This window comes from Novosphingobium sp. MBES04 (assembly GCF_000813185.1).
GTDB lineage: Bacteria > Pseudomonadota > Alphaproteobacteria > Sphingomonadales > Sphingomonadaceae > Novosphingobium > Novosphingobium decolorationis.
In genome coordinates this window covers 685811-707987 of sequence record NZ_DF850488.1, presented here as the reverse complement: position 1 = coordinate 707987, position 22177 = coordinate 685811, and the positions used below count along the sequence as shown (strand labels likewise).

Here is a 22177-nt window from a genome sequence, read left to right as displayed (position 1 = left end):
GCCCGGGTTCGATCCCCTGCCGCTGGCATCTAGCCTGGGCCGGTAGCGGAATGTCGGTTTTGGAGCCCCCTTTTGCGGGCAATTGTCCTCCGTTGCCAACTTACGTTGCCTATGGAACAAGTAGAACACAGCGTTAGGGGGGCAGCATTGAAAAAAGTGATTTTGCTGGCGGCACTGTGCGCGAGTTGTGAACAGCAACAGCCCGCGTCAAACGATGCCGCAGTCATCGATGCTAAGGTGACTCAGGTTCCAAGCGGCCCGCCAAAATGTACGATGGCGATGGCAGCGAAACCGCCGAGGCCAAGCGGTTTTAAAGAGATACAATCCATGCCGCCCGCCACACTCTGCGAAGGAAGCTCAAACGAAAAGCCTGACAGCCCACATTTAACGATGGACGGGCTTGATCTGAACATCGGCGATCCGGTTGCGGGCATTGCTGATACTGTGCTTCGGTCAGGCGGAAAAGTTGCGCAGACGTTTGCCGGAAAGGCTTACGTTTTTGAGCAGCTGGTTCCGCCGCCACCAGCGGAGCGATCCGTCACGTCTGACCCAGAGAAGCGAGTTAGACGATACTGGATCAATTCTGAAAATGGCAAAATCACAGGCTTTCGTCGGTGCGATCAGTACCAGAATACCGACACTGCTGAAATTCCCGGTGGCCAGTATGCGAGTTTTGCAGGCCCACCAGAATCGATGAAAACCTTCGCCGAAGGTGGCTTTACACTCGGGCTAGTCACCAAATGGGCGAATGGATCAGAATTCAGGATTAGTGGCGGACCAAACATTGCGCGACTTGATGTAGGAAAAATTCCCGAAGCGTTTTCGTGGTCGGATCGCACAGTTAATACAAAAATGATGCGGGAAATGATCCGGCGTGAGGACCGCATGGATCGCGAGGTTGCACGGCAAAGTATATCGTTCGAGAACTGCCTTTCCAGTGACGAGCTACAAGCCATAATTGTCCCCCTTTTGGAAGATGGGGTGTCAGTCGATGAATAGAAGATTTTTTTTAGATCTCGCTTTGGCGTCGGCCGCATTAATGGCGGGCTGAGGGGAAAAGGCCACGACTGCGCATTCGCAAACACCCCAAGCACTGATGCTGCATTGGCCCCTGCCTTTCCCGTCCCCTTCACGTTTCGCGTTACGTGTAGATGATCCATCGAAATGGCAACGGCCGCTTCCAGCGGAAGTCGCCGCAGTCACAGGTCGCCTGGAATCGCGGCTCTGTCCCAGCCCCGGTCAAAGGAGGACCGACCGCTCGCAGGCGCGACATTTTCGCACCTGAGCGGCTTGGATGGGCGCGCAGCCGAACCGCCAGATCTTTGGAGCGCGATCAATTGCCGTTCTTGATGCCATCTGCGAAGAATGGCGAATGAGAATGTCTGACTACGACTGCAGCTTTTCGAATCCAGGGCCTGAAAAGCTGGTTCTGTGGCTTGAGCCTTGGGCAGAGCAGTTCGAGGTTCCTGCCCGCTCAACAGTCGCCCTGAAAGGGGCGGGGGGCTCCGAGAAAGGCTCTGTAGGCGAGATCGAGTGGGGAACCGACTGCCTGGTCATTTGGGCGAACGTCACGACTTTAGAAGTGTTCATCGATGACGTGCTGCAAGATTCGGCCTCCGTTCCGCTGCCTGATGGCCTAAGCAAAGAAATGCTTACCGTCCTGTTCGCGGCCCATCCATCCGCCCGCCTCGGAGGGAAGGCTGAGATCGCAGATACTCAAAGCAAATGGTGGAAGCGTCTTTGGCTCGGATCTCGAAAAATTCTAGGACCGCTTCTCACCCATCCCAGCAGCTGACGAACCTGCGCGGCAAAGGAAACCGGACCGACCGCTGCTCGGCGCACCAGATCGGCCCTAGAACGACCGACTAGGGCGCGAAGCAGCCTCTTTCTGGCTGGCGGCGCAGTCCTGTGCGGCGCTTAGCCGGCTTCCACGAAGGCGCATTCAAGCCGCACGTCGTCGAGCAGGCTTTCGATGGCGGCGCGTTGGGCCTCGGTGCCGCCAGGCCTGACATCCCAGTTGCAATGCGGGTGTGTCTTCCTGTCGCGCACGATGACCTTCCCGACGGCTCGGCGCCAGGTCTGGGTGGTGCCGCCATTTTGCCGGACGAGGCGTGTTATCAGCAGGTGTTCGAGATCGGATGCCGTCATGCCCGCCGCATAGCTGTTCGCGGCGGCTATTCCAACACGGCGCGCGCAGGCACTTGGGCGGCGTCAGCGCAACTGGCTGTCCTTGCTGCCGCGCCGGTTGATGTGGGAATGGGCGATCGTCTTGTCGCGTTGCCCCTGGCAGGCGACGCAGGTTCGCACGCCCGGCAGGGCTTCGCGCCGACGGGGAGGAATGGTCTCGCCGCACTCTTCGCAGTATTCGAGCCCCTCGCCAGCGGGCATCCGGGCGCGTGCGCCGCGCACCGCGTCGCTTACCGTGTCATCAATCTGATCCTGCACCGCGCCATCGCGCGACCATCCACCGGCCATATCCATTCCCATTCGTATCGTGGGTTACGACGTGGGGACCCGATGCGGGCGATTCAATGCTGTCGCCTCAGGCACCGTACTCAGGCGCTGGGGAGAGGGGCCTGCATCGTCAGAAGCGGGCGCGCAGGCCCAGGGTCCAGCGGCGTGGGGCGCCGGGGCCATAGGCGCGCGGGTTGGAGGCATCCGGGGCTTCGGCAAGGTCGACCTCGTCGACTTCGCTGAACGTGCCGAAAGTGGCGTAGTCGCGGTCAAGCAGGTTGCGCACGTTGGCAAAGAGCGAGAGGCCCGGGACCAGTTCCAGGCTCGCGCGCAGGTGGACCAGGACATAGCCGGGGACACGCGGGGTGAGGTTGGCCTCGTCGCCGACCAGGCCCTGACCCGAGCGGGCAAGGACATCGCCGCCTATCGAGAAGGTCCGGCTGCCTAGCACGCCTTCGTAGTCGGCGCTGAGCGTGGCGCCGTGGCGCGCGATGCCGGGGAGGCGATCTCCGGGGCGGACCTTGATCTGGCCGTCTTCGTCGGCGAGGGGATGCGAGGGGCTTGATACGGCAAGCGCCTGGCGGAAGGTCGCGTCGGTGAAGGCATACCCGGCCGCGATGCGCCAGCCGCCGTTTTGCGCTTTCACCGTCAATTCCAGGCCCTGACGGCGGGTCGAGCCCATGTTGCGGAAGTAGGCCCGGCCGCGCACCTCGGAGGCGACGTACTGGATATCGTCGGTGTTGGTGGTGCGCCAGCCGCTCGCCAACCAGTCGAACGTCCATCCGCCGTGCGTGGTCTGGCCCGCCGCGCCCACCTCGAAGGTCTTGGCAACGACCTGCTTCAAGGGCGGATCGGCGACGAAGAAGTTGGTGAGGCTGCACGGCGCGTCTTCGTCCGCGCAGGAGAGTTCGGCCGGGGTGGGTGTGCGGTTGGTCTCGGTGTAGCCCGCGCGCAAGGTGAGGGCCGGGGCGACACGCCAGTCGAACTCGATCCCCGGGTTGAGGCGGGAGAAGTGGTGCGTCCCATTGAGCGCGGTGCCGATGCCGTCGATCAGCTCGATCCGGGCGCGGTTGTAGCGAAGGCCGATTTCGGCGCGCAGACTGTCGGTCAAGGGGAGGCTGTCGGCTAGGAACAGGCCCCAATAGCGGGTCGTGGCAGTGAGGCGCACGGGCGCAATGGCACCGTCCTCCTGCACGATCTGGACGCCGAGACCCTCGACGCTGCGATCTTCGGTCAGGGCGCCGAGGGTGGTGCCTGCGCCAAACGTGCTGGTGCTGGTATCGTAGCTGAAGCCGAGCGCCAGATGGTTCTCTCCGGTCCACAAGGCGCGCTCGTCGATGATCTGGGCGAGGACCCCCATCGAGCGGGTATGGACATTGCCCCTGTTGAGGACGCCGTAGCCATCGACGCCCGGCAAGGCAGGGATCGGCTGGCCGGCAGGGTCGGTCAGGACCCAGCTTTCTTCGCCGCCATCATCGTCATTGTCGTCGTCATCGCCGCCTGCGCCTTCGAGACAGAGCAGGGCCTCGTCGTCCTCGCACGGCTCGATGTCGGCGACATCGCCGTTGAGGGTCGAGACCTTGAGGCGCTGGCGATAGGCGGTGGCCTCGATCCGGGTGTCGGAGCCGAGCGCGACCCAGGGGTGGACGCTGATCCGGCCATAGCGGCTTTGCGAATTGTCCGGCCAGCTGAAGACCGAGCGACGGCGCGCGGCGAGCAGTTCGACAGGGGCCACGCCGTTGCCGGTCAGGTCGGTGTCGGCCGCGATAATTTTCACATGGACGCCCGCATCGACGCCATCAAGGCCAAGGTCCGCGTAGCCGTTGACCAGATCGGACGGGCTGAAATCGCGCCAGCCCCGCTCACGCCGGGACTGGAAGGCGCCGAAGTAGCTGAAGGCGCCGGTTCTGCCCCCGGCCGAGAGGCTCACCGTGCGCTCACCAAAGCGGCCCGCGGCAAGGGAAGTGTCCATGCCGGGATCGCTGCGTCCGGTCGCGGTCTGCAGCACCATCGTGCCGCCAAGCGCGTTGAGGCCGTAGGCGGGGCTGGGGTCGGCGAGCGTGACGCTGCGGATCGCGGCGTCCGGGATGAGGTCGAAGCCCACGGTATCGCCGAAGGGCTGGTTGAAGCGGGCACCATCAAGGTAGACCGCGATCCCTTGCGCCTGGCCCTGGAGCGGGGAGGCAACGAAGCCGCGGTAGACGAGATTGGGCTGCCAGGGGTTGCCCTGCGCGTCCTGCAGGCTGGCGCCGGGCAATGTGCGGGTGAGCGCGCCCAGAAGGTCCGGCGTGCCGTTGCGGGTGATGTCGGACGCATCGAGTTGGATCGCATCGTCGAGATCGAAGCGCCCGCCTGGCGCAGTGACGACGATGGTCGGGACCTCGTCGTCCTCTGTCCGGATGCCCGTCGTCTGGGTCGCGGACGTCTGGGCGGTGGCCGGGGCGGCGAGGCTCGCGCACCACAGGCTCGCCGCGATCGCGGAGCATCTGCGCATGATCCTTGATCTCTCCCTGGATCGAATTCGTGGGGAGAGCCTAGGAAGGGGGCCGGGATCCTCGCAATTGGACCTAGGACCAATCTGGAGCGATATGTGGGGAGGGCGTTAGCCTGGCGCAGATTCGTCGCGCCGTTGCAGGGACTTCAGCCCTCGACCGGGCGGATGAGACCTTCCTGTGTGGCGCTGGCGACAAGCGTGCCCTTGCGGTCGAACAGGGCGCCGCGCGCATAGCCGCGGGCGTGCCCGGCCCAGGGGCTGTCCATGGTGTAGAGCAGCCAGTCATCGACATCGGGATCGGTGTGGAACCACATGGCGTGGTCGAGGCTCGCGGCCTGGAGTCGTGGCGAGAAGAACTGGGTGGGGTGCGGCAGCGAGGTCGTGCGCAGCAGCGCGAAGTCGCTGATGTAGGCGAGCAGCACGCGCTGCAGCGCAGGATCGGCCTGCATCGGACTGGCGAGGCGAATCCAGTAATGCTGCGCGGGGAGGGCATCTCCCCCGCCATGGCCTTCGCCCGAGCCGCTGACCTCGGGCGCGACGCGCACATCGAAGGCGGCGAGCTTGACGAGTGAGCCCGACGAAATCGCCTGTCCCATTGCGGCAAGTGCGGTTGCCAGATCCGGGCAATCGTCAGGCGCGGGCAACTGCGGCATGGTCTGCGCGTGCGCGAAGCCGGGCTCGGCGCGGTGGAAGGAGCTGGCCAGGTTCAGGATCGGGCGCCCGTCCTGGATCGCGACGACGCGGCGGTGGGTGAAGCTGCCGCCGTCGTAGTCGCGCAAGGTGCGGTAGATGATCGGCTTGCGCACGTCGCCTGCGCGCAGGAAGTAGGCGTGGAGCGAATGGCACTGGCGGGCGTCCTCCACGCTGAGCGCGGCCGCGCGCAGGGCCTGGGCCACCACCTGGCCGCCGAAGACCCGGCCCGGCTCGGTGTCGCTGGCGGGGGCCCTGTAGAGATCGGTGTCGAGCCGCTCGATGGTGAGCAGGTCCCCCAGCGCCGCCACGGCAAGGGAGGAGGGGTTATCCAGCATCGTGCGTCTCCTGGTCCGGCCGGGCCCTGGCGATCCACTCGCTGGCTTCGGTTTCGATCGCGACGAGTTCGCCTAGCGTCTGTTCGATCGCCTTTTTCTGCTTGCGCAGGTCCTTGATGCGCTCCTGCACCTTCTGGCGCAGGTTGCGCATCTGTTCGACATGTTCGGGATCGACTTCGTAGAGGTCGAGGAATTCCTTGATCTCGCGGATCGTGAAGCCCAGCCGCTTGCCGCGCAGGATCAGCTGCATGCGGCCGATCTCGCGCCGCGAATAGATGCGCATGGTGCCCGCGCGCTGGGGCGCAATCAGGCCCTTGTCCTCGTAGAAGCGCAAGGTGCGCATGGTGACGCCCAGCTGGCTCGCCGCCTCCTGGATGCCGAGCATGTCGGGGGCCGGATCGCCGTCAGGTTCCGGCTCCAGCGCGTTCACGCCGCGTCCCCGGTTTCGCCGCGGCGCGCCTTTTCCTCGGCGACGAGCTCCTTCTTGGAAAGCTTGCCGACAAGGGTCTTGGGCAGGGAGTCTCGAAATTCGATCGCGGAGGGCATCTCGATCTTGTTAAGCCGTTCGCGCAGGAATTCCAACAGTTCCTCGTCCGAAAGGGTGTCACCGGGGTGGAGTGCGACGAAGGCCTTGGGGGCCTGTCCGCGATAGGGGTGGGGGATGCCGATCACGGCGGCCTCGTTCACCATCGGGTGCTCGTAGATCGCCTCCTCGATGATGCGCGGGTAGACGTTGTAGCCTCCGCACAGGATCACGTCCTTGATGCGGTCGACGAGGAAGAGATAGCCGTCCTTATCGACGTAGCCGATGTCGCCGGTGCGCAGCGCGCCGTGGGTGAAGGTCTTTTCGCTTTCCTCCGGGCGGTTCCAGTAACCCGACATGACCTGGGGGCCGCGTGCGCAGACTTCGCCCTTTTCGCCGACTGCGCACAGGCGCTCCAGATTGTCGGGATCGCGGATCTCGATAGTCGTGCCGGGAAAGGCGGGCCCGCACGAGTTGTCCTTGACCTCACCCTCGAGCGGGTTGCAGGTGATGATCGGGCTGGCTTCGGAAAGGCCGTAGCCTTCCACCACGCGCACGCCGGTGCGTTCCTCGAAGGTGTGGCGCACCTCCAGCGGGAGCGGCGCGCCGCCCGAAATGCACACCCGCACGCTGGAAAAGGCGCCGTGCGTCTCCTCGCCGTTCAATGCGGTGTAGAGCGTGGGCACCCCGAAGAACTGGGTCGGCCTGGTGCGCAGCGCGGTCTTGAGGAAGGACTTCATCTCGAAGCGGGGCAGGAGGATCATCTCGGCCGCGGTGTCGATGGAGTAGTTGAGCACCGTCGTCAGGGCAAAGACGTGGAAGAGCGGGAGGACCCCCAGCGTGCGCTCCTGCGTCTCGGGCATGTGGCCCACGTGGGCAAGCATCTGCGCCGAATTGGCGGTAAGGTTCGCGTGGGTGAGCATCGCGCCCTTGGGCACGCCGGTGGTGCCGCCGGTGTACTGCAGCACGGCGAGGTCGTCGGGATCGCGGGCGACCGGATCGGGCGCGACCCGGCGCGCGACAAGATCGTCGTAGGCGATGAAACGCAGGTCATGCTCGGGGAAGGGCACGATGTCGCCGCGCTTGAAGAGCAGGAACGCGCCGCGCTTGAGCGAAGGCAGGGCATCGGCAAAGGAACACACGACGACGCGCTTCAGCTGGTGCTTGCCGAGCAGGTCGGCGACCTTGGGCATGGAGACTTGCAGGTCGGCCGTGACAAGGATCTCGCAACCCGAATCCTCGACAAGGTGCGCCATCTCACGCTCGGTGTAGAGCGGATTGAAGTTCACCACGACGCCGCCCACGCGCAGGATCGCGAAATAGAGGATCACGTAATAGGGCGTGTTGGGCAGGCACAGGCCGACCCGCGTGCCCTTGACGACGCCCAGGTCCTGGAAGCCGCGCGCCGCACGCTGCGCGCGCTCGCCGATCTCCTCGTAGGTCCACTTGCGGCCCATGAAGTCCACGGCGTTCCAGTCCCCGTGGACCTCGACAGCGTGGTCGAGCAGGTCGGTCAGCAGGCGCGGCGCGATGGGGGGCATCTCGTCCGCCGTAGCGAGGGAGGAAGTCTGTGCCAGGCGGTCCATGCCGCCCATCTGCGCCGCGCGTGTCATCAGAAGGTCATCCTTGCGCCAAGAGAGAAGACGAGGGCGGAGGCATCGGTCAAGGTGCCGTCCACCAGGATCGGCGTCTGCACAGGTGTTCCCGCGTAGGAGGCCGTGGTGCGGTCGATCGGCGCGTCCTCGAAGCTGATGTACGAGGCTGCGAAGTCCACCGTCAGGTTGCGCGTGGCCGCGTAGCTGGCACCGGCCGAGAAGTTCAGGCGGTCGCTGTCGGGTACGCGCGCGTCGCGGTGGCCATCGCGCGTGGGCGTCTGCCCGTACTGGATGCCGCCGCGCACGGTGAGCTTGGGATCGAGGGCGTAGTCGAAGCCGCCCGCCAGGCTCCAGATGTCGCGGTAGCCTTCGGGGATCGAGGTGTTGATGGGCGCGCCCAGATCAATTGAATCAAACTCGCTCCAGCCTACGCGCACCGCCTGGAAGTTGAGGGTGAGCTCGGGTGTCGCGCGGTAGCGGACCGATCCGATTGCCTGCCAGGGCGTGGAGAAAGTCGCGCTGGTCGCCACTTCCATGTTCTGCCCGGCCAGCGGCCCCAGCAGTCCCGAATTGGTGAGCGTACCGTCGAGCTTGTGCTTGATCGCCGACTTGTAGGCGAGGCCGAGCGAGACAGGGCCGCGGTGCATCTGCGCGCCGACCGACCAGCCCGTGTTCCAGCCATCGCCCTTGAGGCGCTGGTGCCCATCGGGAAGCGCGGCGGACAGGTTGGGCAGGTAGTTCGAGAGTTCGGCCTTGGCGTGCTGGACGTTGAGGCCCGCGCCCAGGTGAATGCCCGGTGCCAGCTCGACCGCGATGGTGGGCTGGATGTCGATGGTGCGCAGCTCGGTCTTGTCGGCGGTGTAGCGCGCCCAGCTGTCTTCCGAATAGTCGGTGGTGAAGTTGTAGGGGGCGCTGACCGCAAGGCCGAAGGCGAACTTGCCAAAGCCGTAGGCAATCGCGCCGGACGGCAGGACGCCGGTGTTGATCGGGTCCTTGGCGACCGGATCGCCGCCGACGGAGGCCGGCGCGGTGCCCGGGCGCACGATCAGCGTGTTCTCATCGCGCACCTTGCCGCGCGGCAGGATGGCGCTGGCGTGGAGCGAGGCTTCGCCGCCTTCCATCCCGGCAATGGAAGCGGGGTTCCACCAGATGGATTCGACGCCCGTATCGGCGGCTTCGCCCGAAAACGCGCGGCCCTGGGCGCGCACCGACTGCTCCTGAAGATAGAAACCTTGCGCGTGGGCCGTGCCCGCTGCGCCCAGAGCGCCCAGCGATACCGCCGTGCAAAGGGCGACCCGCCCAGTCATTCGTGTCATGTGTCTTCTCTCCCAAGAAGGATATTTTGGTGTTGTAAGGCGTTAACGCGCGAAGGAGGCTAGTCGATCCGCGTCCAGGTCTGGGTCTTGCACAAGGGCCACACGATGCAGCCTTTCAGCTTGAGCGTATTGGGTCCGTCCAGCGAGATCGTGGCCTTGTAGGTGCCCCCGTCTTCGGGGTTGTAGATCGAGCCCTTCTCCCACTTGTCGCCGTCCTTCTCGAAGCCGCCGATGATCTGCAGACCCTTCAGTTTGCGGGTGCGCTTGGCTTCGTCCTTGTTGTTGACGTCGCGCAGGTCCGGGTTCTTCTTCAGGTTGTCCGAGCTGACCAGGCGGCCGCAGATCGAGGCGCCGCAGCGCGAAATCTCGATGGTGCCGTTCTTCGATGGGGTGCGCCAGGTGCCGAGCGCCGAATCGGCGCTGGCTGCCTGCGCAGGTGCGGCCAGGCCAAGCCCGGCAGCAAGCGCAAGAAGCGCGGATTTGCTGGTGTGCATGCGCAATCTTTCATCCTCTCTCTTCCTACGGTCTCGACCGTGACCCGGGTTGGGAACCGGGCCACGGCCTGCCGTGTTGAAGATTCGATAGCGCAAATTTTGCTTGACGTATAGGGAAAGAATTGCACCCTTAGGGAAGACATCGACAAGATTCAGATCCGGACGTTGACGGAATCGCCGCAAGAGGGATTCGAACGAACCGGGTTCGCCTGTGGAGAGAATGCATGGATAGCGTCGTCATTGCGGGTTACGCCCGCTCCCCCTTTCACCTGGCCAACAAGGGCGCGCTGGCGCGGGTTCGTCCCGATGACCTGGCGGCGCAGGTCGTGCGCGGCCTGATCGCGAAGACCGGCGTGGAAGCCGCCGACATCGAGGACCTCATCGTGGGCTGCGCCTTTCCCGAAGGCGAGCAGGGCCTTAATGTCGCGCGCCTGATCGGCCTGCTTTCGGACCTGCCGCTCTCGGTCGGCGGGATGACCGTCAACCGCTTCTGCGGCTCGTCGATGAGCGCGATCCACATCGCCATGGGCCAGATCGCCGTGGGCGCGGGCGAGGCTTTCATCTGCGCAGGGATCGAATCGATGAGCCGGGTGCCGATGATGGGCTTCAACCCGATGCCCAACCGCGCGCTCGCCGAAAAGTCCGCCGCCTACATGGGCATGGGCGAGACGGCTGAGAACGTCGCGACCAAGTACCAGATCCCGCGCGCCGAGCAGGAGGCGCTTGCGGTCGAAAGCCAGAAGCGCGCCAGTGCTGCGCGCGATGCGGGCAAGTTCGTCGATGAGATCGTGCCCATCGAGACCAAGGCGGGCCTGGTCGAGCAGGACGGCACCATTCGCGGCGGTACGACAGCGGAAGATCTCGCCGGGCTCAAGCCTGCGTTTGATGCCAAGGGTTCGGTGACGGCGGGCACGTCCTCGCCGCTGACCGACGGCGCGAGCGCGGTGCTGGTCACTACGGAAAGCTATGCGAGGGCCCATGGCCTCCCGATTCTGGCCCGCATCAAGTCGGTCGCGATTTCGGGCTGCGCGCCCGAGACGATGGGGCTTGGCCCCATCCTCTCCAGCCAGAAGGCGATGGAGCGCGCCGGGATCACCGCGGCCGACCTCGACGTGGTCGAGCTGAACGAGGCCTTCGCCTCGCAGGCCATCGCCTGCATCAAGGACCTGGGCCTCGATACCGCGAAAACCAATATCGACGGGGGCGCCATTGCCATCGGCCATCCGCTGGGCGCGACCGGCGCGCGCATTGTCGGCAAGGCGGCCTCGCTGCTGAAGCGCGAGGGCGGCAAGTACGCGCTCGCCAGCCAGTGCATCGGCGGCGGGCAGGGCATCGCGACGGTTCTGGAGGCGGTGGAATGACCCAGGCTATCCAGAAAGTCTGCGTGATCGGGGCTGGCACCATGGGCGCGGGTATCGCGGCGCAGGTCGCCAACGCCGGTGTCCCCGTGCTTTTGCTCGATATCGTCCCCAAGGACGGAGCCAACCGCAACGCCATCGCGCAAGGCGCAGTTGCGAAGATGCTCAAGACCGAGCCTGCGCCGTTCATGAGCAAATCGGCGGCCAAGCTGGTCGAGACCGGCAATATCGAGGACGACCTTGAGAAGGTCGCGACCTGCGACTGGATCATCGAGGCGGTGATCGAGCGGCTCGACATCAAGCAGGGCCTTTACGAGAAGCTCGAAGCGCTGAAGAAGCCCGGCACGGCGGTCTCGTCGAACACCTCGACGATCCCCCTTGCGAACCTCGTCGAGGGCCGCACGGACGCCTTCAAGGCCGACTTCCTCATCACCCACTTCTTCAACCCGCCGCGCTACATGCGCCTGATGGAGATCGTGACCGGCCCGGCCACGGCACCCGATGTCGCCGCGAAGGTCGAGGAATTCGCCGACGTGAAGCTGGGCAAGACGGTCGTTGCGGCCAAGGACACCCCCGGTTTCATCGCCAACCGCATCGGCACCTTGTGGATCCAGCTTGGCCTCAACGCCGCCTTTGACATGGGGATCTCGGTGGAACTGGCCGACGCAGTGGCGGGCAAGCCGATGGGCGTGCCCAGGACCGGCATCTTCGGCCTTGTCGATCTGGTCGGCATCGACCTCATGCCGCACCTTCAGGCCAGCCTCACCTCGACGCTGGCCAAGGACGATCCCTACCAGGCCATCGCGCGCGACATTCCGCTCATCCAGAAGATGATCGCGGATGGCTACACCGGTCGCAAGGGCAAGGGTGGGTTCTACCGCCTCAACAAGGAAAAGGGCCGCCAGAAGGAGGTTATCGACCTGGCCACGGGCGAGTACCATGCCGTCACCCGTCCGGCGGGCCCGCGCGGGGCGGCGGCCAAGGGCAACTTGCGCAAGCTGGTCGAGATCAAGGGCGAGATCGGCGAATATGCCTGGGCGATCCTGGGCGGTACGCTGGCCTACGCGGCAAGCCTGGTGCCCGAGGCGGCGGACGATGTGGTCGCCATCGATGATGCGATGAAGCTGGGCTATAACTGGAAGCAAGGCCCCTTCGAGATGATCGACGTCCTGGGCGCGGCCTATCTCGCCAAGCGCCTGGAGGAGAGTGGCCAACCGGTGCCCGAGATCCTCAAGGTGGCGGGCGAGCGCAGCTTCTACCGCGTCGAGAACGGCGTGCGCCAGCACCTTGGCCTTGATGGTGAATACCACGACATCGTGCGTCCCGAGGGCGTGCTGCGCCTCGCCGATGTGAAGCTGGCCTCCCAGCCGATCCTCAAGAACGCCTCGGCCGCGCTCTGGGATATCGGCGATGGCGTCGTCGCGCTCGAATTCACGGGCAAGATGAACGCATTGGATGGCGAGGTGATGAAGCTCATCGTCCAGGCGCTGCCGCTCGTCCAGGAGAAGTACAAGGCGCTGGTCGTCTACACCGATGCCGACAACTTCTCGGCAGGGGCGAACCTGGGCCTTGCCCTATTCGCGGTGAACATCGCGGCCTATTCGGAGATCGAGAAGCTCGTGGCGGGCGGCCAGATGGCCTACAAGGGCCTGAAGTACGCCCCGTTCCCGGTCGTCGGCGCCCCTGCGGGCATGGCGCTGGGCGGGGGCTGCGAGATTCTGCTCCACTGCGATGCGGTCCAGGCCCATGCCGAGCTCTACACCGGCCTCGTCGAATGCGGCGTCGGGCTGGTGCCCGGCTGGGGTGGCAATGGTGAGATGCTGCTGCGTGCGCGCAATGCGGCCAAGATGCCTAATGGTCCAATGCCGCCCGTCGCCAAGGTCTTTGAGACCGTTTCGACCGCCACTGTCTCCAAGTCGGCCGCGCAGGCCAAGGAAATGCTCTTCCTGCGCCCCGATGACGGGATCACCATGAACCGGGACCGTCTGCTCTACGATGCAAAGCAGAAGGCTCTCTCGCTGGTCGAAGGCTACGCCCCGCCCGAAGCGCCCGAGTTCCGGCTCCCCGGCGACAGCGGGCGCGTCGGCCTCGCGATGGCCGCACAAGGCTTCCACAAGCGCGGCCTTGCGACCGAGTACGACCTCGTTGTCTCGGATGCCCTCGCCGAAGTGCTGACCGGCGGCGAAGCGGATCTGGTCGACACTGTAAGCGAGCAGGAACTGCTGAAGCTGGAGCGCGACGCCTTCATGAAACTGGTGCGTGAGCCGCGTTCGATTGCCCGCGTCGAGCATATGCTCGAGACCGGCAAGCCGCTGCGCAACTAAGTGAAAAGAACAGGGGGACGCGCGCTGCGTGTCCCCCGCGAGGAGAGTTGAGATGCAGGTATACGAGGCCCCCTTGCGCGACATGGCGTTCGTGCTGAACGAGCTTCACGCCGACGACGGGTTCGGCGATCTGGAGGCGCTGTCCGAATTCACGCCGGACCTGACCGGCGCGATCCTGGAAGAGGCGGCGAAGGTCGCACAGGAAGTGCTCCTGCCCCTGAACCGCAGCGGCGACATGGAAGGCTGCACGCTGGAAAACGGCGTTGTGCGCACGCCCAAGGGCTTCAAGGAAGCCTATGACATGTTCCGCGAGGGCGGCTGGTGCGCGCTTGCCTCGGATCCGGAATGGGGCGGGCAGGGCCTGCCCGAAGCGGTCAACAAGCTGACCGAGGAGATGATCTGCTCGGCCAACCTCTCCTTCAGCCTTTACCCCGGCCTGACCCACGGCGCGACGACCGCGATCGAGGGTTATGCCAGCGACGAATTGAAGCAGGCCTACCTGCCGAAGATGGTTTCCGGGGAATGGTCGGGCACCATGTGCTTGACCGAGCCCCACTGCGGCACGGACCTTGGGATGTTGCGCACCAAGGCCGTGCCGCAGGATGACGGTTCCTACAAGCTGACCGGCGCCAAGATCTTCATCTCGGCGGGCGAGCATGACTTGACCCAGAACATCGTCCACCTGGTCCTGGCGCGCATGCCCGACGCGCCTCCGGGCGTGAAGGGGATCAGCCTGTTCCTGGTGCCCAAGTACCTGCCCAAGGACGATGGCACGCCGGGAGCGGCCAACGGCGTCTCGGTCCAGGCGATTGAACACAAGATGGGCCTCAAGGCGTCCGCCACCTGTCAGCTCAACTTCGAGGACAGCGTGGGCTGGCTCGTGGGCAAGCCGCACAAGGGCATGGAGGCCATGTTCACGATGATGAACACCGAGCGCGTCTCGGTGGGCATCCAGGGGCTTGGCGTGGGCGAGGCGGCCTACCAGTCGGCGGTGTGGTATGCGAAGGACCGCGTGCAGGGCCGCTCGCTCTCGGGCGTCAAGAACCCCGCTGGCCCCGCCGATCCGATCATCGTCCACCCCGACGTGCGCCGCATGCTGATGACGATGCGCGCCTACAACGAGGGCAGCCGCGCCATCGGAGCCTGGGTCGCCCGCGCGCTCGATGCCGAGCGCCACTCGACCGACCCCGAGGTCAAGGCCCGGGCGCAGGACTTCATCGCGCTGATGACGCCGGTCGTGAAGGCGCTCTTCACCGACCTTGGCCACGAAGCCGCGCACCTGGCTGTCCAGGTTTACGGCGGGCACGGCTATATCGCGGAAAGCGGGGTTGAACAGTTCGCCCGCGATGCGCGCATCGCGATGATCTACGAGGGCACCAACGGTATTCAGGCGCTGGACCTTGTCGGGCGCAAGATGCCCGCGCACATGGGCCGCTACTTGCGTTCGTTCTTCCACCCGGTCGCCGCTTTCGTCGAGGCGAACAAGGAGGATGCGGACTTCGGCAAGATGATCGAGGGGCTGGAAAAGGCCTTCGGCGCGCTGCAACTCTCGACCGGCACGATTGCCCAGAAGGGCATGAAGGACCCCGAGGAAGCTGCGGCGGCTGCGACCGACTACCTGCGCCTGATCGGCCTTGTTGCGATGGGCTATACCTTCGCCAAGGCCGCGCTGATCGCGCGCGGCAAGCTTGCCGAGGGCGCTGAGGACGCGGCCTTCTACAAGGCCAAGATCACGACCGCGCGGTTCTTCTTCGACCGCCTGCTGCCCCAAGCAACGGCGGCGTTCCTGGCGATCAAGTCGGGCAAGGCCTCGATGATGGAATTGGAGGCAGACGCCTTCTGACGCTCCTCCCTGTTCCCGCCGCAGTCCTGCGCGGCGGGATAAGGATGGGCCAACCGGTCGGGTCGCGCCAACCGAAAGGAGAACACCCGGGATGGCCTGCAAGGGCGGTCCCGGGTGTTCGTCATGGGGCGTGGTTGGTTTCCGGGCTGGTTTGCGCGGCGGCGGGCACGGGATGTGCGCGCTTTTCGGCCTGGTCGTCGATGGTGGGATCGGGGACCTTGAAGAGCCGGGTAGGCTTGTCCAGCGCGCTTTCTGAAGAATGCGAGGTCAGGCTGATGAACCAGGGCGAGGCGAGCAGTCCCAGCGTCAGCGGCGAGAGCCAGATCGCGGTGACCGGATCGAGGAAGGCGGTCGCGGCGAAGAGGAGGCCAAGCACGATGTGCTCGCGCAAGTCGGGGATGATCTCGCGCACCGAGATGCGCCGCGCCTCGCGCGCCTGCGTCGACCAGCCTGCCGAGATGCCGAAAAGCAGGCCCATCAGCGCCTTGGTCTGGGTGACCATGGTGATTGGCGCGAAGAGTACGGCGAGCGGGACTTCGGCCGCCACCGAACGCAGGATCGTGGCCGTTCCGCCAAAGGCCGTGCGGCGCTTGGCATCCGAAAGCATCCAGACAAGGCCCATCGCCTTGGGCCCGAAGAGCAGCACGACGGTCAGCCACAGCACGCTCGGCGGCGCGGTGCCGACGAAACCGGCGCCCATCTGGCCCGCCGCCTGGGCAATGGTGACAATAAGCAGCAGCAGCCAGCCGGGCGAGGTGAGGTAGGCCGAGGCGCCTACCAGCAGGTGCAGGCGATGCGTCCAGGTGAGGCCCGAACTGGCCAGCAGCTGTAGGTGCTGCAGGTTGCCCTGCATCCAGCGTCGGTCGCGGATCGCCATGTCGACGACGGTGGGCGGGAACTCCTCGTAGGAGCCGCCGATCATGACCATGTGGACCGCCCAGCCACGGCGGCGCAGCAGTGCGGATTCGAGCATGTCGTGGCTGAGAATGTGCCCGCCGAAGGGGCCCTTGCCCGCCAGTTCGGGAAGGCCGCAGCTTTCGGCAAAGGCGCGCGTGCGCACGATGGCGTTGTGGCCCCAGAAGTTCGATTCCGAGCCCGACCACCACAGCAGACCCGCCGAGGCGATGGGTCCATAGGCTTCGCTCGCGAACTGCATCCAGCGCTGGAACAGGGTGCGCGCGTTGATGATCATGGGGACGGTCTGAAGGAGGCCAATGGAGGGGCGCTCCTCCATGATCGAGGCCATGCCCACGATCGAATCCCCGCTCATCATCGAATCCGCGTCGAGCACCAGCATGCATTCGTAGGCCCCGCCGAAGCGGCGCACCCATTCGGCGATGTTGCCGGGCTTGCGCGCGATGTTCTTCTCGCGGCGGCGGTAGTAGACGTTGATCGGCGCCTCGGCGGCGACCTCCAGCCACTCGGCGTATTCACGCTTGCCGGACAGCTCATTGGAATCGGACAGCACGAAGAAGTCGATCCACGGCGCACCGCCCGCCTTCTCGATGGAGCGGGCCATGGCGCGCACGCGCGCGAAGACCTCCTCCACACTCTCGTTGTAGACCGGCATCAGCACGGCGGTGCGCTTGGAGAGCGACTGCGCGGGGCTGGGGATCGCGGTGAAACCGGGATGTTCGCCCGAGATGAGTTTCAGGAACCCCACCGTCGAGCTCACGAAGCCGAAGGCGATCCAGGTGAACAGCGGAATGAAGAAGACAAGAAGCGCGATCTCGAAGGCATCGAGGCCATCGCGTGAAAACGCAAAGCGCAGCTCGCTCGAGGCGGCAAGGCCGATCACCGCGGTGAGCGTGATCAGGAGGAGGCGCTTCATCGCCATGCCCGGCGGCTGCGTCTTCACCTCGATGGAGCCGGGAGGCGGTCCATCGAGGCGCTGGATCGGCATCTCCAGCGGCGCTTCATCGGGAAGCGGACGCGGGGGCTGCGCGGGCGGCGGGGCCATGGTCATACGTTCAAGGTCTTTATCACGGTTTCGGACAGGGCGTTCTCGCCCTGCTTCAGGAACAGGCGCAGGTCCATCGGGTTCCCCTGGCCTTGCGCGTCGCTCATGCGCACGTCGAGCTTGACGCGCCAGGTGTTCGTCTGGCCGACCACGGGGTGAACCTCGCGCGCAAGGATCGCCTCGGGCGGCGCTTCGGCGACGACTTCGACCCCGCTCGTACGGTCGAGCCCGGCAAGGGCAGGCCCTGCAAAGTCGAAGACGAACTTGCGCGCGCCCGCGATCGCGGGGCCGTCGGCAAGACCGGCCTTGCCTTGCCAGTCGTTGATGCACCGGGCGATGGCGCTCTGGCTGGGGTCGTCCGAGGTCCAGGTCAGGCGGTAGCCGAAGGCCATCTCGTCGCCCTTGCGTACGGGCTTCGCCGGGGTCCAGAAGGCCGCGACATTGTCCTGGTTCTCGTTGTCGGTGGGCATTTCATAAAGCCGCACCGCGCCCGTGCCCCAGTCCGAAGTCGGCTCGATCCAGAGCGAGGGGCGCCTGTCGTACCAGGAGCCGTCGTCCTGGTAATGGTCGAAGGTCTGGTCGCGCTGGAGCAGGCCAAAGGCGGACGGATTATCGGCGGTGAAGCTGAAGGTGATCGGGTGGAGTGCGTTCTCCAGCGGACGCCAGACCTGCTCGCCGTTGCCCGCGCGGATCAGGAGGCCGTCGCTGTCGTGGACTTCCGGGCGCCAGTCGGGGCCGCGGGGAGGGCGCGGATAGGAACGGCTGGCCTGGTCGAACCAGAACATGCTCGACATCGGCGCGATGCCCAGCTGCTGGATGTCCTTGCGGATGAACAGCTGTGCCTTCACGTCCTGCACCACGCCCGCATCGCCGCCCCCGCGCGTGTCGATGCGGTAGGCGCCGGCAACCGAGGGGCTGTCCAGCAGCGCATGGATCACGAAGTGGTCGGCGCCCGCCTGCTCGATCCAGAAATGCGTGAAGCGGGGAAATTCCTCGCCCGAGGCCAGGCCGGTGTCGATGGCGAGGCCGCGCGCGGAGATGCCGAACTGGTCGCGTGAACCGGACGTGCGGAAATAACTGGCGCCCATGAACGAGAGCCAGTCCGCGTGGCCATCGGCGGCCATCACGCGAAAGCCTGCGATGTCCGCCTCTTCCTCGCCCACGAAGAGGCTGGAATTGTCGACCACGGGCCGGGCCATGCCATCGGTCACGACGTCAATGCCGACGGCATAGGGGGAGACGGCGGTCGCGGTCGGGAAAAAGCGCACGACGTTCGCGACGGCATGGGCGTCACCGTAGGTAAGCCGCGCAAGCGTGTCGAAGTCTTGCGCCGCGCGCGAGGAAATTTCGGGAGCCTGGTACGCAGCCCTGGCAAGGTCGCGGGCGCGCTTGACCAGAATGTCCCAGGAGAAGGGCTCGGGATCGCCCAGCATGGTGGCGGGCTCAGCTGCGGCCAGCGCGGCGCGCGGAAAGGCGCCCCCGGCAAGGACCGTGGCCAGCCCCAGCAGAAGGCCGCTTGCCTCGCGGCGATTGAGCGGGAGGCGGGCAGGGGTGTTGGAAGAGGGTGTCGTCAGCATAAGGCTCGTGAACTCCGGTCTGGTGCCCCCGGTTTCATCGCTTGCGTCAATTCCCTGTTGTGGCCGGGGCCTGTGGGGCCTCGCGCCAGCCGATGATGACATCCTCACCGGCCTCAAGCTGGGACGAGAACACCTCGGTGCGCCCGCCGTCGCTGCCCCCCGCGGTCACGAAGACGCGGCGCGGGTTGCCATCCTCTCCCACGAGGTAGATCGAATCGCGCCCGTCCATCGCCTCGCCCGCGCTGTCCGGGCGGAACTCCAGTGCGGCGTCGGGAACGAGCAGGACGTTGCTGCGCGGTGCCAGCGCCACCTCGACGCGCGCGGCCATCCCAGGCTCGATGCCCTCGGTCGCGCCGGTCAGGCGGAAGTGGGCCACGCGCTGGCCGCTCGCGTCCTCGATCCGGTCGAGGACGGCGGTGTGGGCGACATCGGGCTGGGCTTCGAGCCGCACGCTGGCCTCGGCGCCCGGCTCCAACGCCATCGCCGCCTCGCTGGCGAGCGGCACGCGCAAGGTCAGCTTGCTGCCAGGATGGACCAGCGTGAAAAGAAGCATGTCCTGCAGCACGCCCTGGCCCTGGCTGAGATTGTGGACCACGACCACGCCGTCGAACGGCGCGCGGATCACGCGGCCACGGGCGCGCTCCTTCTCGGCCTCGACGTCGTTCTGGGCGGCATCGCGGCGTCCTTGCGCGGCGGCCAGGCCCTCACGGGCGCGGCGGGCATCGGCACGTGCGCTTTCCATCTCGTTGGTGGAGGGCACGCGATGGTCGGACTCGCGCCAGACCCGTTCGAAGCGGGCGAGGCGTGTTGAGGTCTCCGAGACGGAGACCTCGGCGGCTTCGACATCGGCCTGTGCCGAGGCGAGGCGCGCCTCGTGGGCGGCGAGCGTCTCGTCCCCGCCGGGGGCCTCGATGCGGGCAAGGACCTGTCCGTACTTTACCGTATCGCCGGATTTCACCGGCAGATCGGCGAGCCGACCGTCGAGGCGGGCGCGGATCGCCAGTTCCTCGGCGCCGTGGACCATACCCGCTTCCGAGAGGCGCGGCACGAAGTCGCCGCTCGTGATGCTGGCGACGTAGTAGGGATCATCGTTGCCCGCGACGAAGCGCACGAAGAGCGTCGCAATCGCGATGATGGCCAGAACAAGGACGACAAAGCTGATGAGCTGGCGGCGACCCCGGCGGGGTGCTGCGCCCAGGAACGTGTCGAGCGAGCTGTCCGTGCTCTGGGTGCCGGGCGTTTCGGGATTACTCACAGACCAGCACCTCCGGGCCGTCGGCGGGCGGGGACGGGGGATCGAGATCGGCCTCGGACCACCCTAAGCCTTGAGCATCCCAGCTGCCGATGGTCGCCTGTGCGCGGGCCGAGCGCGCGGAGATGCGCGCGTCGCCCAGTTTGCGCATGGCGTTCTCGGCGACATAGAGCGTGGCCATCGTGCCCGTACCGGAGCGATAGGCCAGGCGCGCGTCCTCGACCGTGTCGCGGGCCCGGCTCATGGCCGCTTCCAACTTGGTTTGCCGCTCGGCCGAGAGCGCCATGCGGTCGCGGCTGGTGGCCAGTTCGTCGAGCGCGGCGTCGCGCGCCTCGCGCCACTGGCGGACCACGGCGCGTGCAGGTGTCGCGGTGTCGGTTTCAGACGGCGCGGCAGGGGCCTTGAGATCGGCCAGCGCGGCGGCAAGGTCCTCGTCGCTCACCTTGCTTTCGATCAGGTGCGCGATGAGGCGGCGTTCGAGCGCGAGGAGGTCTGCGCGCCGGGCAATGTCCTCAGCGGTGCTCTCTTCGGGCGGGAGCGCGCCGATGTCGGGCACCTGTCCGGTTTCGCCGAGCTTGGCTTCCAGTGCCGCGTCGCTGAGGCCGACCAGCTGCGCGAGCGCATGGCGGCTGTCCTCGTAGCGGCTCTGGAGCGTGCCGATATCATCGTTGCTGGCCGCCAGCGCGGTCCCGGCAAGCCCGGTGTCGACGCCCGAGACGAGGCCCGCTCCTCGCGGAAGGCGGCGATCTCGGCGTTGTCGCGGGTGGTGGCAAGGGCGCTATGGCGCGCCTCCAGCATCTCCTGCAGCTCGCGCGTTGCGATGTAGCTGCGCGCGATCCGTGCGGCGAGGTCGGCGCGCCTGTCGGCATAGGTGAAGGCGCGTGCGGCTTCCTGGGCGGCGTCGACATCGGTGCCGCGCGTGTCGAACAGGCGGCCGATACGCGTGTCGATGCGCCGTGCGTGCGAGCGGGCGCGTTCGTTGGCGCGGCGCAGCGAGAGCGCCTGGCAGGTGAGATCGCGGTTCTGCGCAAGGCCCGTCTCGACCAGTTCGGCAAGCAGCGGATCGCCCGCGCTGCGCCACCAGTAGGGCTCCGTCGGTGCGTGCACGGCGGCGGGAATCGGGGCCAGCGTGGAGGCGGGCGTGGTGCGCTCGGTCGTGCCCGCGCAGGCGGACAGGGCCAGTGCGCAGGTCAGCGCAAGAGCAGCAGGAGCAAAGGACGGGCGCGGGGAGGGGGACTTGCAGGCGTAGGACACGATGCTGCGATAGCGAAATTGCTTTCCAAGGCAATCGCCCTTGCGGAAAAACGCCGCGATGCGCGAGGCCTGTTCGACCGACCGTGCCGGGCGTGGGGCCCGATTGCCGTGTATCAAGGTGAATGTCCCCCGAGAGCTTGCGCGAAAACCTCGGAACCCAGCGGTTCCGGCTCTTGGGGTTAGACACATGGAGACCGCAAATGGTTCCGTCGACTGGTCAAAAATGCACGAAGCGAGGTGCTTGCAGGCGCGCTCGGGGGCAGGCACACAGGGACGATCATGAAACAGGCAAGCGACATTCTGACTTTTGCAACCGCCGGGTGCGGTCTTGTCGAGATCACGCGCGAGGTGGCGGACTGGGCGCGCGGCGCGCAGGTGGAGCAGGGGTTGCTCACGCTGCTGTGCCGCCACACTTCGGCCTCGCTGCTGATTCAGGAAAACGCGGCGCCCGAAGTGCGCCCGGACATTGTCGACTGGCTGGATCGCCTCGCGCCCGAAGGTCCCCACTACCGGCATGACGACGAGGGGGCCGACGATATGCCCGCGCACTTGCGCGCCATTCTGACCGGTGTGAACCTGCAGATCCCGATCATCAACGGGCGCCTTGCGCTGGGCACCTGGCAGGGCATCTATCTCGCCGAGCACCGCCGCCGCCCGCACCACCGGCAAGTCGCGGTTCATCTGATCGGGGCATAACAGGGTACG

The 22177-nt window shown here is 66.1% G+C and carries 19 protein-coding genes; 6 read left to right on the top strand and 13 right to left on the bottom strand.

Going from position 1 to position 22177, the window contains the following annotated elements:
* Positions 1 to 147 precede the first annotated feature (147 nt).
* Complete coding sequence (locus MBENS4_RS25220; RefSeq protein ID WP_144400838.1) at positions 148 to 999, top strand: hypothetical protein; 852 nt, start codon at positions 148 to 150, stop codon at positions 997 to 999.
* Between the two features lie 379 nt (positions 1000 to 1378).
* Positions 1379 to 1795, top strand: a complete 417-nt coding sequence (locus MBENS4_RS03210) for a hypothetical protein (protein WP_039388729.1) — start codon at positions 1379 to 1381, stop codon at positions 1793 to 1795.
* Between the two features lie 122 nt (positions 1796 to 1917).
* Here the strand turns inward: MBENS4_RS03210 and MBENS4_RS03205 are convergent, their stop codons facing one another.
* The 8 genes from MBENS4_RS03205 to MBENS4_RS03170 all read right to left on the bottom strand — a co-directional run bounded on the left by MBENS4_RS03205 (position 1918) and on the right by MBENS4_RS03170 (position 9904).
* On the bottom strand, positions 1918 to 2148 hold the full coding sequence (locus MBENS4_RS03205) for a hypothetical protein (RefSeq protein WP_039388726.1): 231 nt from the start codon (positions 2146 to 2148) through the stop codon (positions 1918 to 1920).
* 63 nt (positions 2149 to 2211) lie between these two features.
* Positions 2212 to 2475: a DksA/TraR family C4-type zinc finger protein gene (locus MBENS4_RS03200; protein ID WP_039388723.1), complete on the bottom strand. Its 264-nt coding sequence runs from the start codon at positions 2473 to 2475 to the stop codon at positions 2212 to 2214.
* A 109-nt stretch (positions 2476 to 2584) separates the two neighbouring features.
* The gene (locus MBENS4_RS03195) at positions 2585 to 4948 is read right to left on the bottom strand and encodes a TonB-dependent receptor (protein ID WP_052321973.1); all 2364 of its coding nucleotides are present in this window, start codon (positions 4946 to 4948) and stop codon (positions 2585 to 2587) included.
* A 146-nt stretch (positions 4949 to 5094) separates the two neighbouring features.
* On the bottom strand, positions 5095 to 5976 hold the full coding sequence (locus tag MBENS4_RS03190) for an acyl-CoA thioesterase (RefSeq protein WP_039388721.1): 882 nt from the start codon (positions 5974 to 5976) through the stop codon (positions 5095 to 5097).
* The gene (locus MBENS4_RS03185; RefSeq protein ID WP_039391661.1) at positions 5966 to 6361 is read right to left on the bottom strand and encodes a MerR family transcriptional regulator; all 396 of its coding nucleotides are present in this window, start codon (positions 6359 to 6361) and stop codon (positions 5966 to 5968) included. Before MBENS4_RS03185 ends, MBENS4_RS03190 begins: the two co-directional genes overlap by 11 nt.
* A 41-nt stretch (positions 6362 to 6402) precedes the next feature.
* Complete coding sequence (locus tag MBENS4_RS03180; RefSeq protein WP_039388718.1) at positions 6403 to 8112, bottom strand: long-chain-fatty-acid--CoA ligase; 1710 nt, start codon at positions 8110 to 8112, stop codon at positions 6403 to 6405.
* Complete coding sequence (locus MBENS4_RS03175) at positions 8112 to 9410, bottom strand: porin (protein WP_144400837.1); 1299 nt, start codon at positions 9408 to 9410, stop codon at positions 8112 to 8114. The genes MBENS4_RS03180 and MBENS4_RS03175 overlap by 1 nt, the downstream gene beginning before the upstream one ends.
* A 59-nt stretch (positions 9411 to 9469) precedes the next feature.
* On the bottom strand, positions 9470 to 9904 hold the full coding sequence (locus MBENS4_RS03170; RefSeq protein ID WP_039388714.1) for a DUF2147 domain-containing protein: 435 nt from the start codon (positions 9902 to 9904) through the stop codon (positions 9470 to 9472).
* 224 nt (positions 9905 to 10128) lie between these two features.
* On the opposite strand from MBENS4_RS03170, the gene MBENS4_RS03165 reads away from it, so the two are divergent.
* The 3 genes from MBENS4_RS03165 to MBENS4_RS03155 are packed head-to-tail and all read left to right on the top strand — an operon-like array spanning position 10129 to position 15429.
* Positions 10129 to 11265: a thiolase family protein gene (locus tag MBENS4_RS03165; protein WP_039388712.1), complete on the top strand. Its 1137-nt coding sequence runs from the start codon at positions 10129 to 10131 to the stop codon at positions 11263 to 11265.
* Entirely contained in the window at positions 11262 to 13586 is a 2325-nt protein-coding gene (locus MBENS4_RS03160) for a 3-hydroxyacyl-CoA dehydrogenase/enoyl-CoA hydratase family protein (protein WP_039388710.1), read from the top strand. The genes MBENS4_RS03165 and MBENS4_RS03160 overlap by 4 nt, the downstream gene beginning before the upstream one ends.
* 52 nt (positions 13587 to 13638) lie before the next feature.
* Positions 13639 to 15429 (top strand): acyl-CoA dehydrogenase C-terminal domain-containing protein, encoded by a 1791-nt coding sequence (locus tag MBENS4_RS03155; protein ID WP_039388707.1) that lies wholly within the window; start codon positions 13639 to 13641, stop codon positions 15427 to 15429.
* A 121-nt stretch (positions 15430 to 15550) separates the two neighbouring features.
* On the opposite strand, the gene mdoH is transcribed toward MBENS4_RS03155, so the two are convergent.
* The 5 genes from mdoH to MBENS4_RS03130 are packed head-to-tail and all read right to left on the bottom strand — an operon-like array spanning position 15551 to position 21589.
* A complete protein-coding gene (gene mdoH / locus MBENS4_RS03150; RefSeq protein ID WP_039388704.1) occupies positions 15551 to 17395 on the bottom strand; it encodes a glucans biosynthesis glucosyltransferase MdoH in 1845 nt (614 codons plus the stop codon).
* Positions 17392 to 18966 carry a glucan biosynthesis protein gene (locus MBENS4_RS03145; protein ID WP_052321972.1) on the bottom strand — a complete coding sequence of 525 codons (1575 nt, stop codon included), beginning with the start codon at positions 18964 to 18966 and terminating at the stop codon, positions 17392 to 17394. The genes mdoH and MBENS4_RS03145 overlap by 4 nt, the downstream gene beginning before the upstream one ends.
* Before the next feature lie 46 nt (positions 18967 to 19012).
* Positions 19013 to 20221 (bottom strand): efflux RND transporter periplasmic adaptor subunit, encoded by a 1209-nt coding sequence (locus MBENS4_RS03140; RefSeq protein WP_039388702.1) that lies wholly within the window; start codon positions 20219 to 20221, stop codon positions 19013 to 19015.
* Positions 20214 to 20774 (bottom strand): hypothetical protein, encoded by a 561-nt coding sequence (locus MBENS4_RS03135; protein ID WP_039388698.1) that lies wholly within the window; start codon positions 20772 to 20774, stop codon positions 20214 to 20216. Before MBENS4_RS03135 ends, MBENS4_RS03140 begins: the two co-directional genes overlap by 8 nt.
* Positions 20672 to 21589 carry a hypothetical protein gene (locus MBENS4_RS03130; protein ID WP_039388696.1) on the bottom strand — a complete coding sequence of 306 codons (918 nt, stop codon included), beginning with the start codon at positions 21587 to 21589 and terminating at the stop codon, positions 20672 to 20674. The genes MBENS4_RS03135 and MBENS4_RS03130 overlap by 103 nt, the downstream gene beginning before the upstream one ends.
* A gap of 162 nt (positions 21590 to 21751) precedes the next feature.
* Here MBENS4_RS03130 and MBENS4_RS03125 point away from each other — a divergent pair, with 162 nt between their 5' ends.
* Positions 21752 to 22168, top strand: coding sequence for a secondary thiamine-phosphate synthase enzyme YjbQ (locus MBENS4_RS03125; RefSeq protein WP_039388694.1), 417 nt, complete (start codon positions 21752 to 21754; stop codon positions 22166 to 22168).
* Positions 22169 to 22177: the final 9 nt, after the last annotated feature.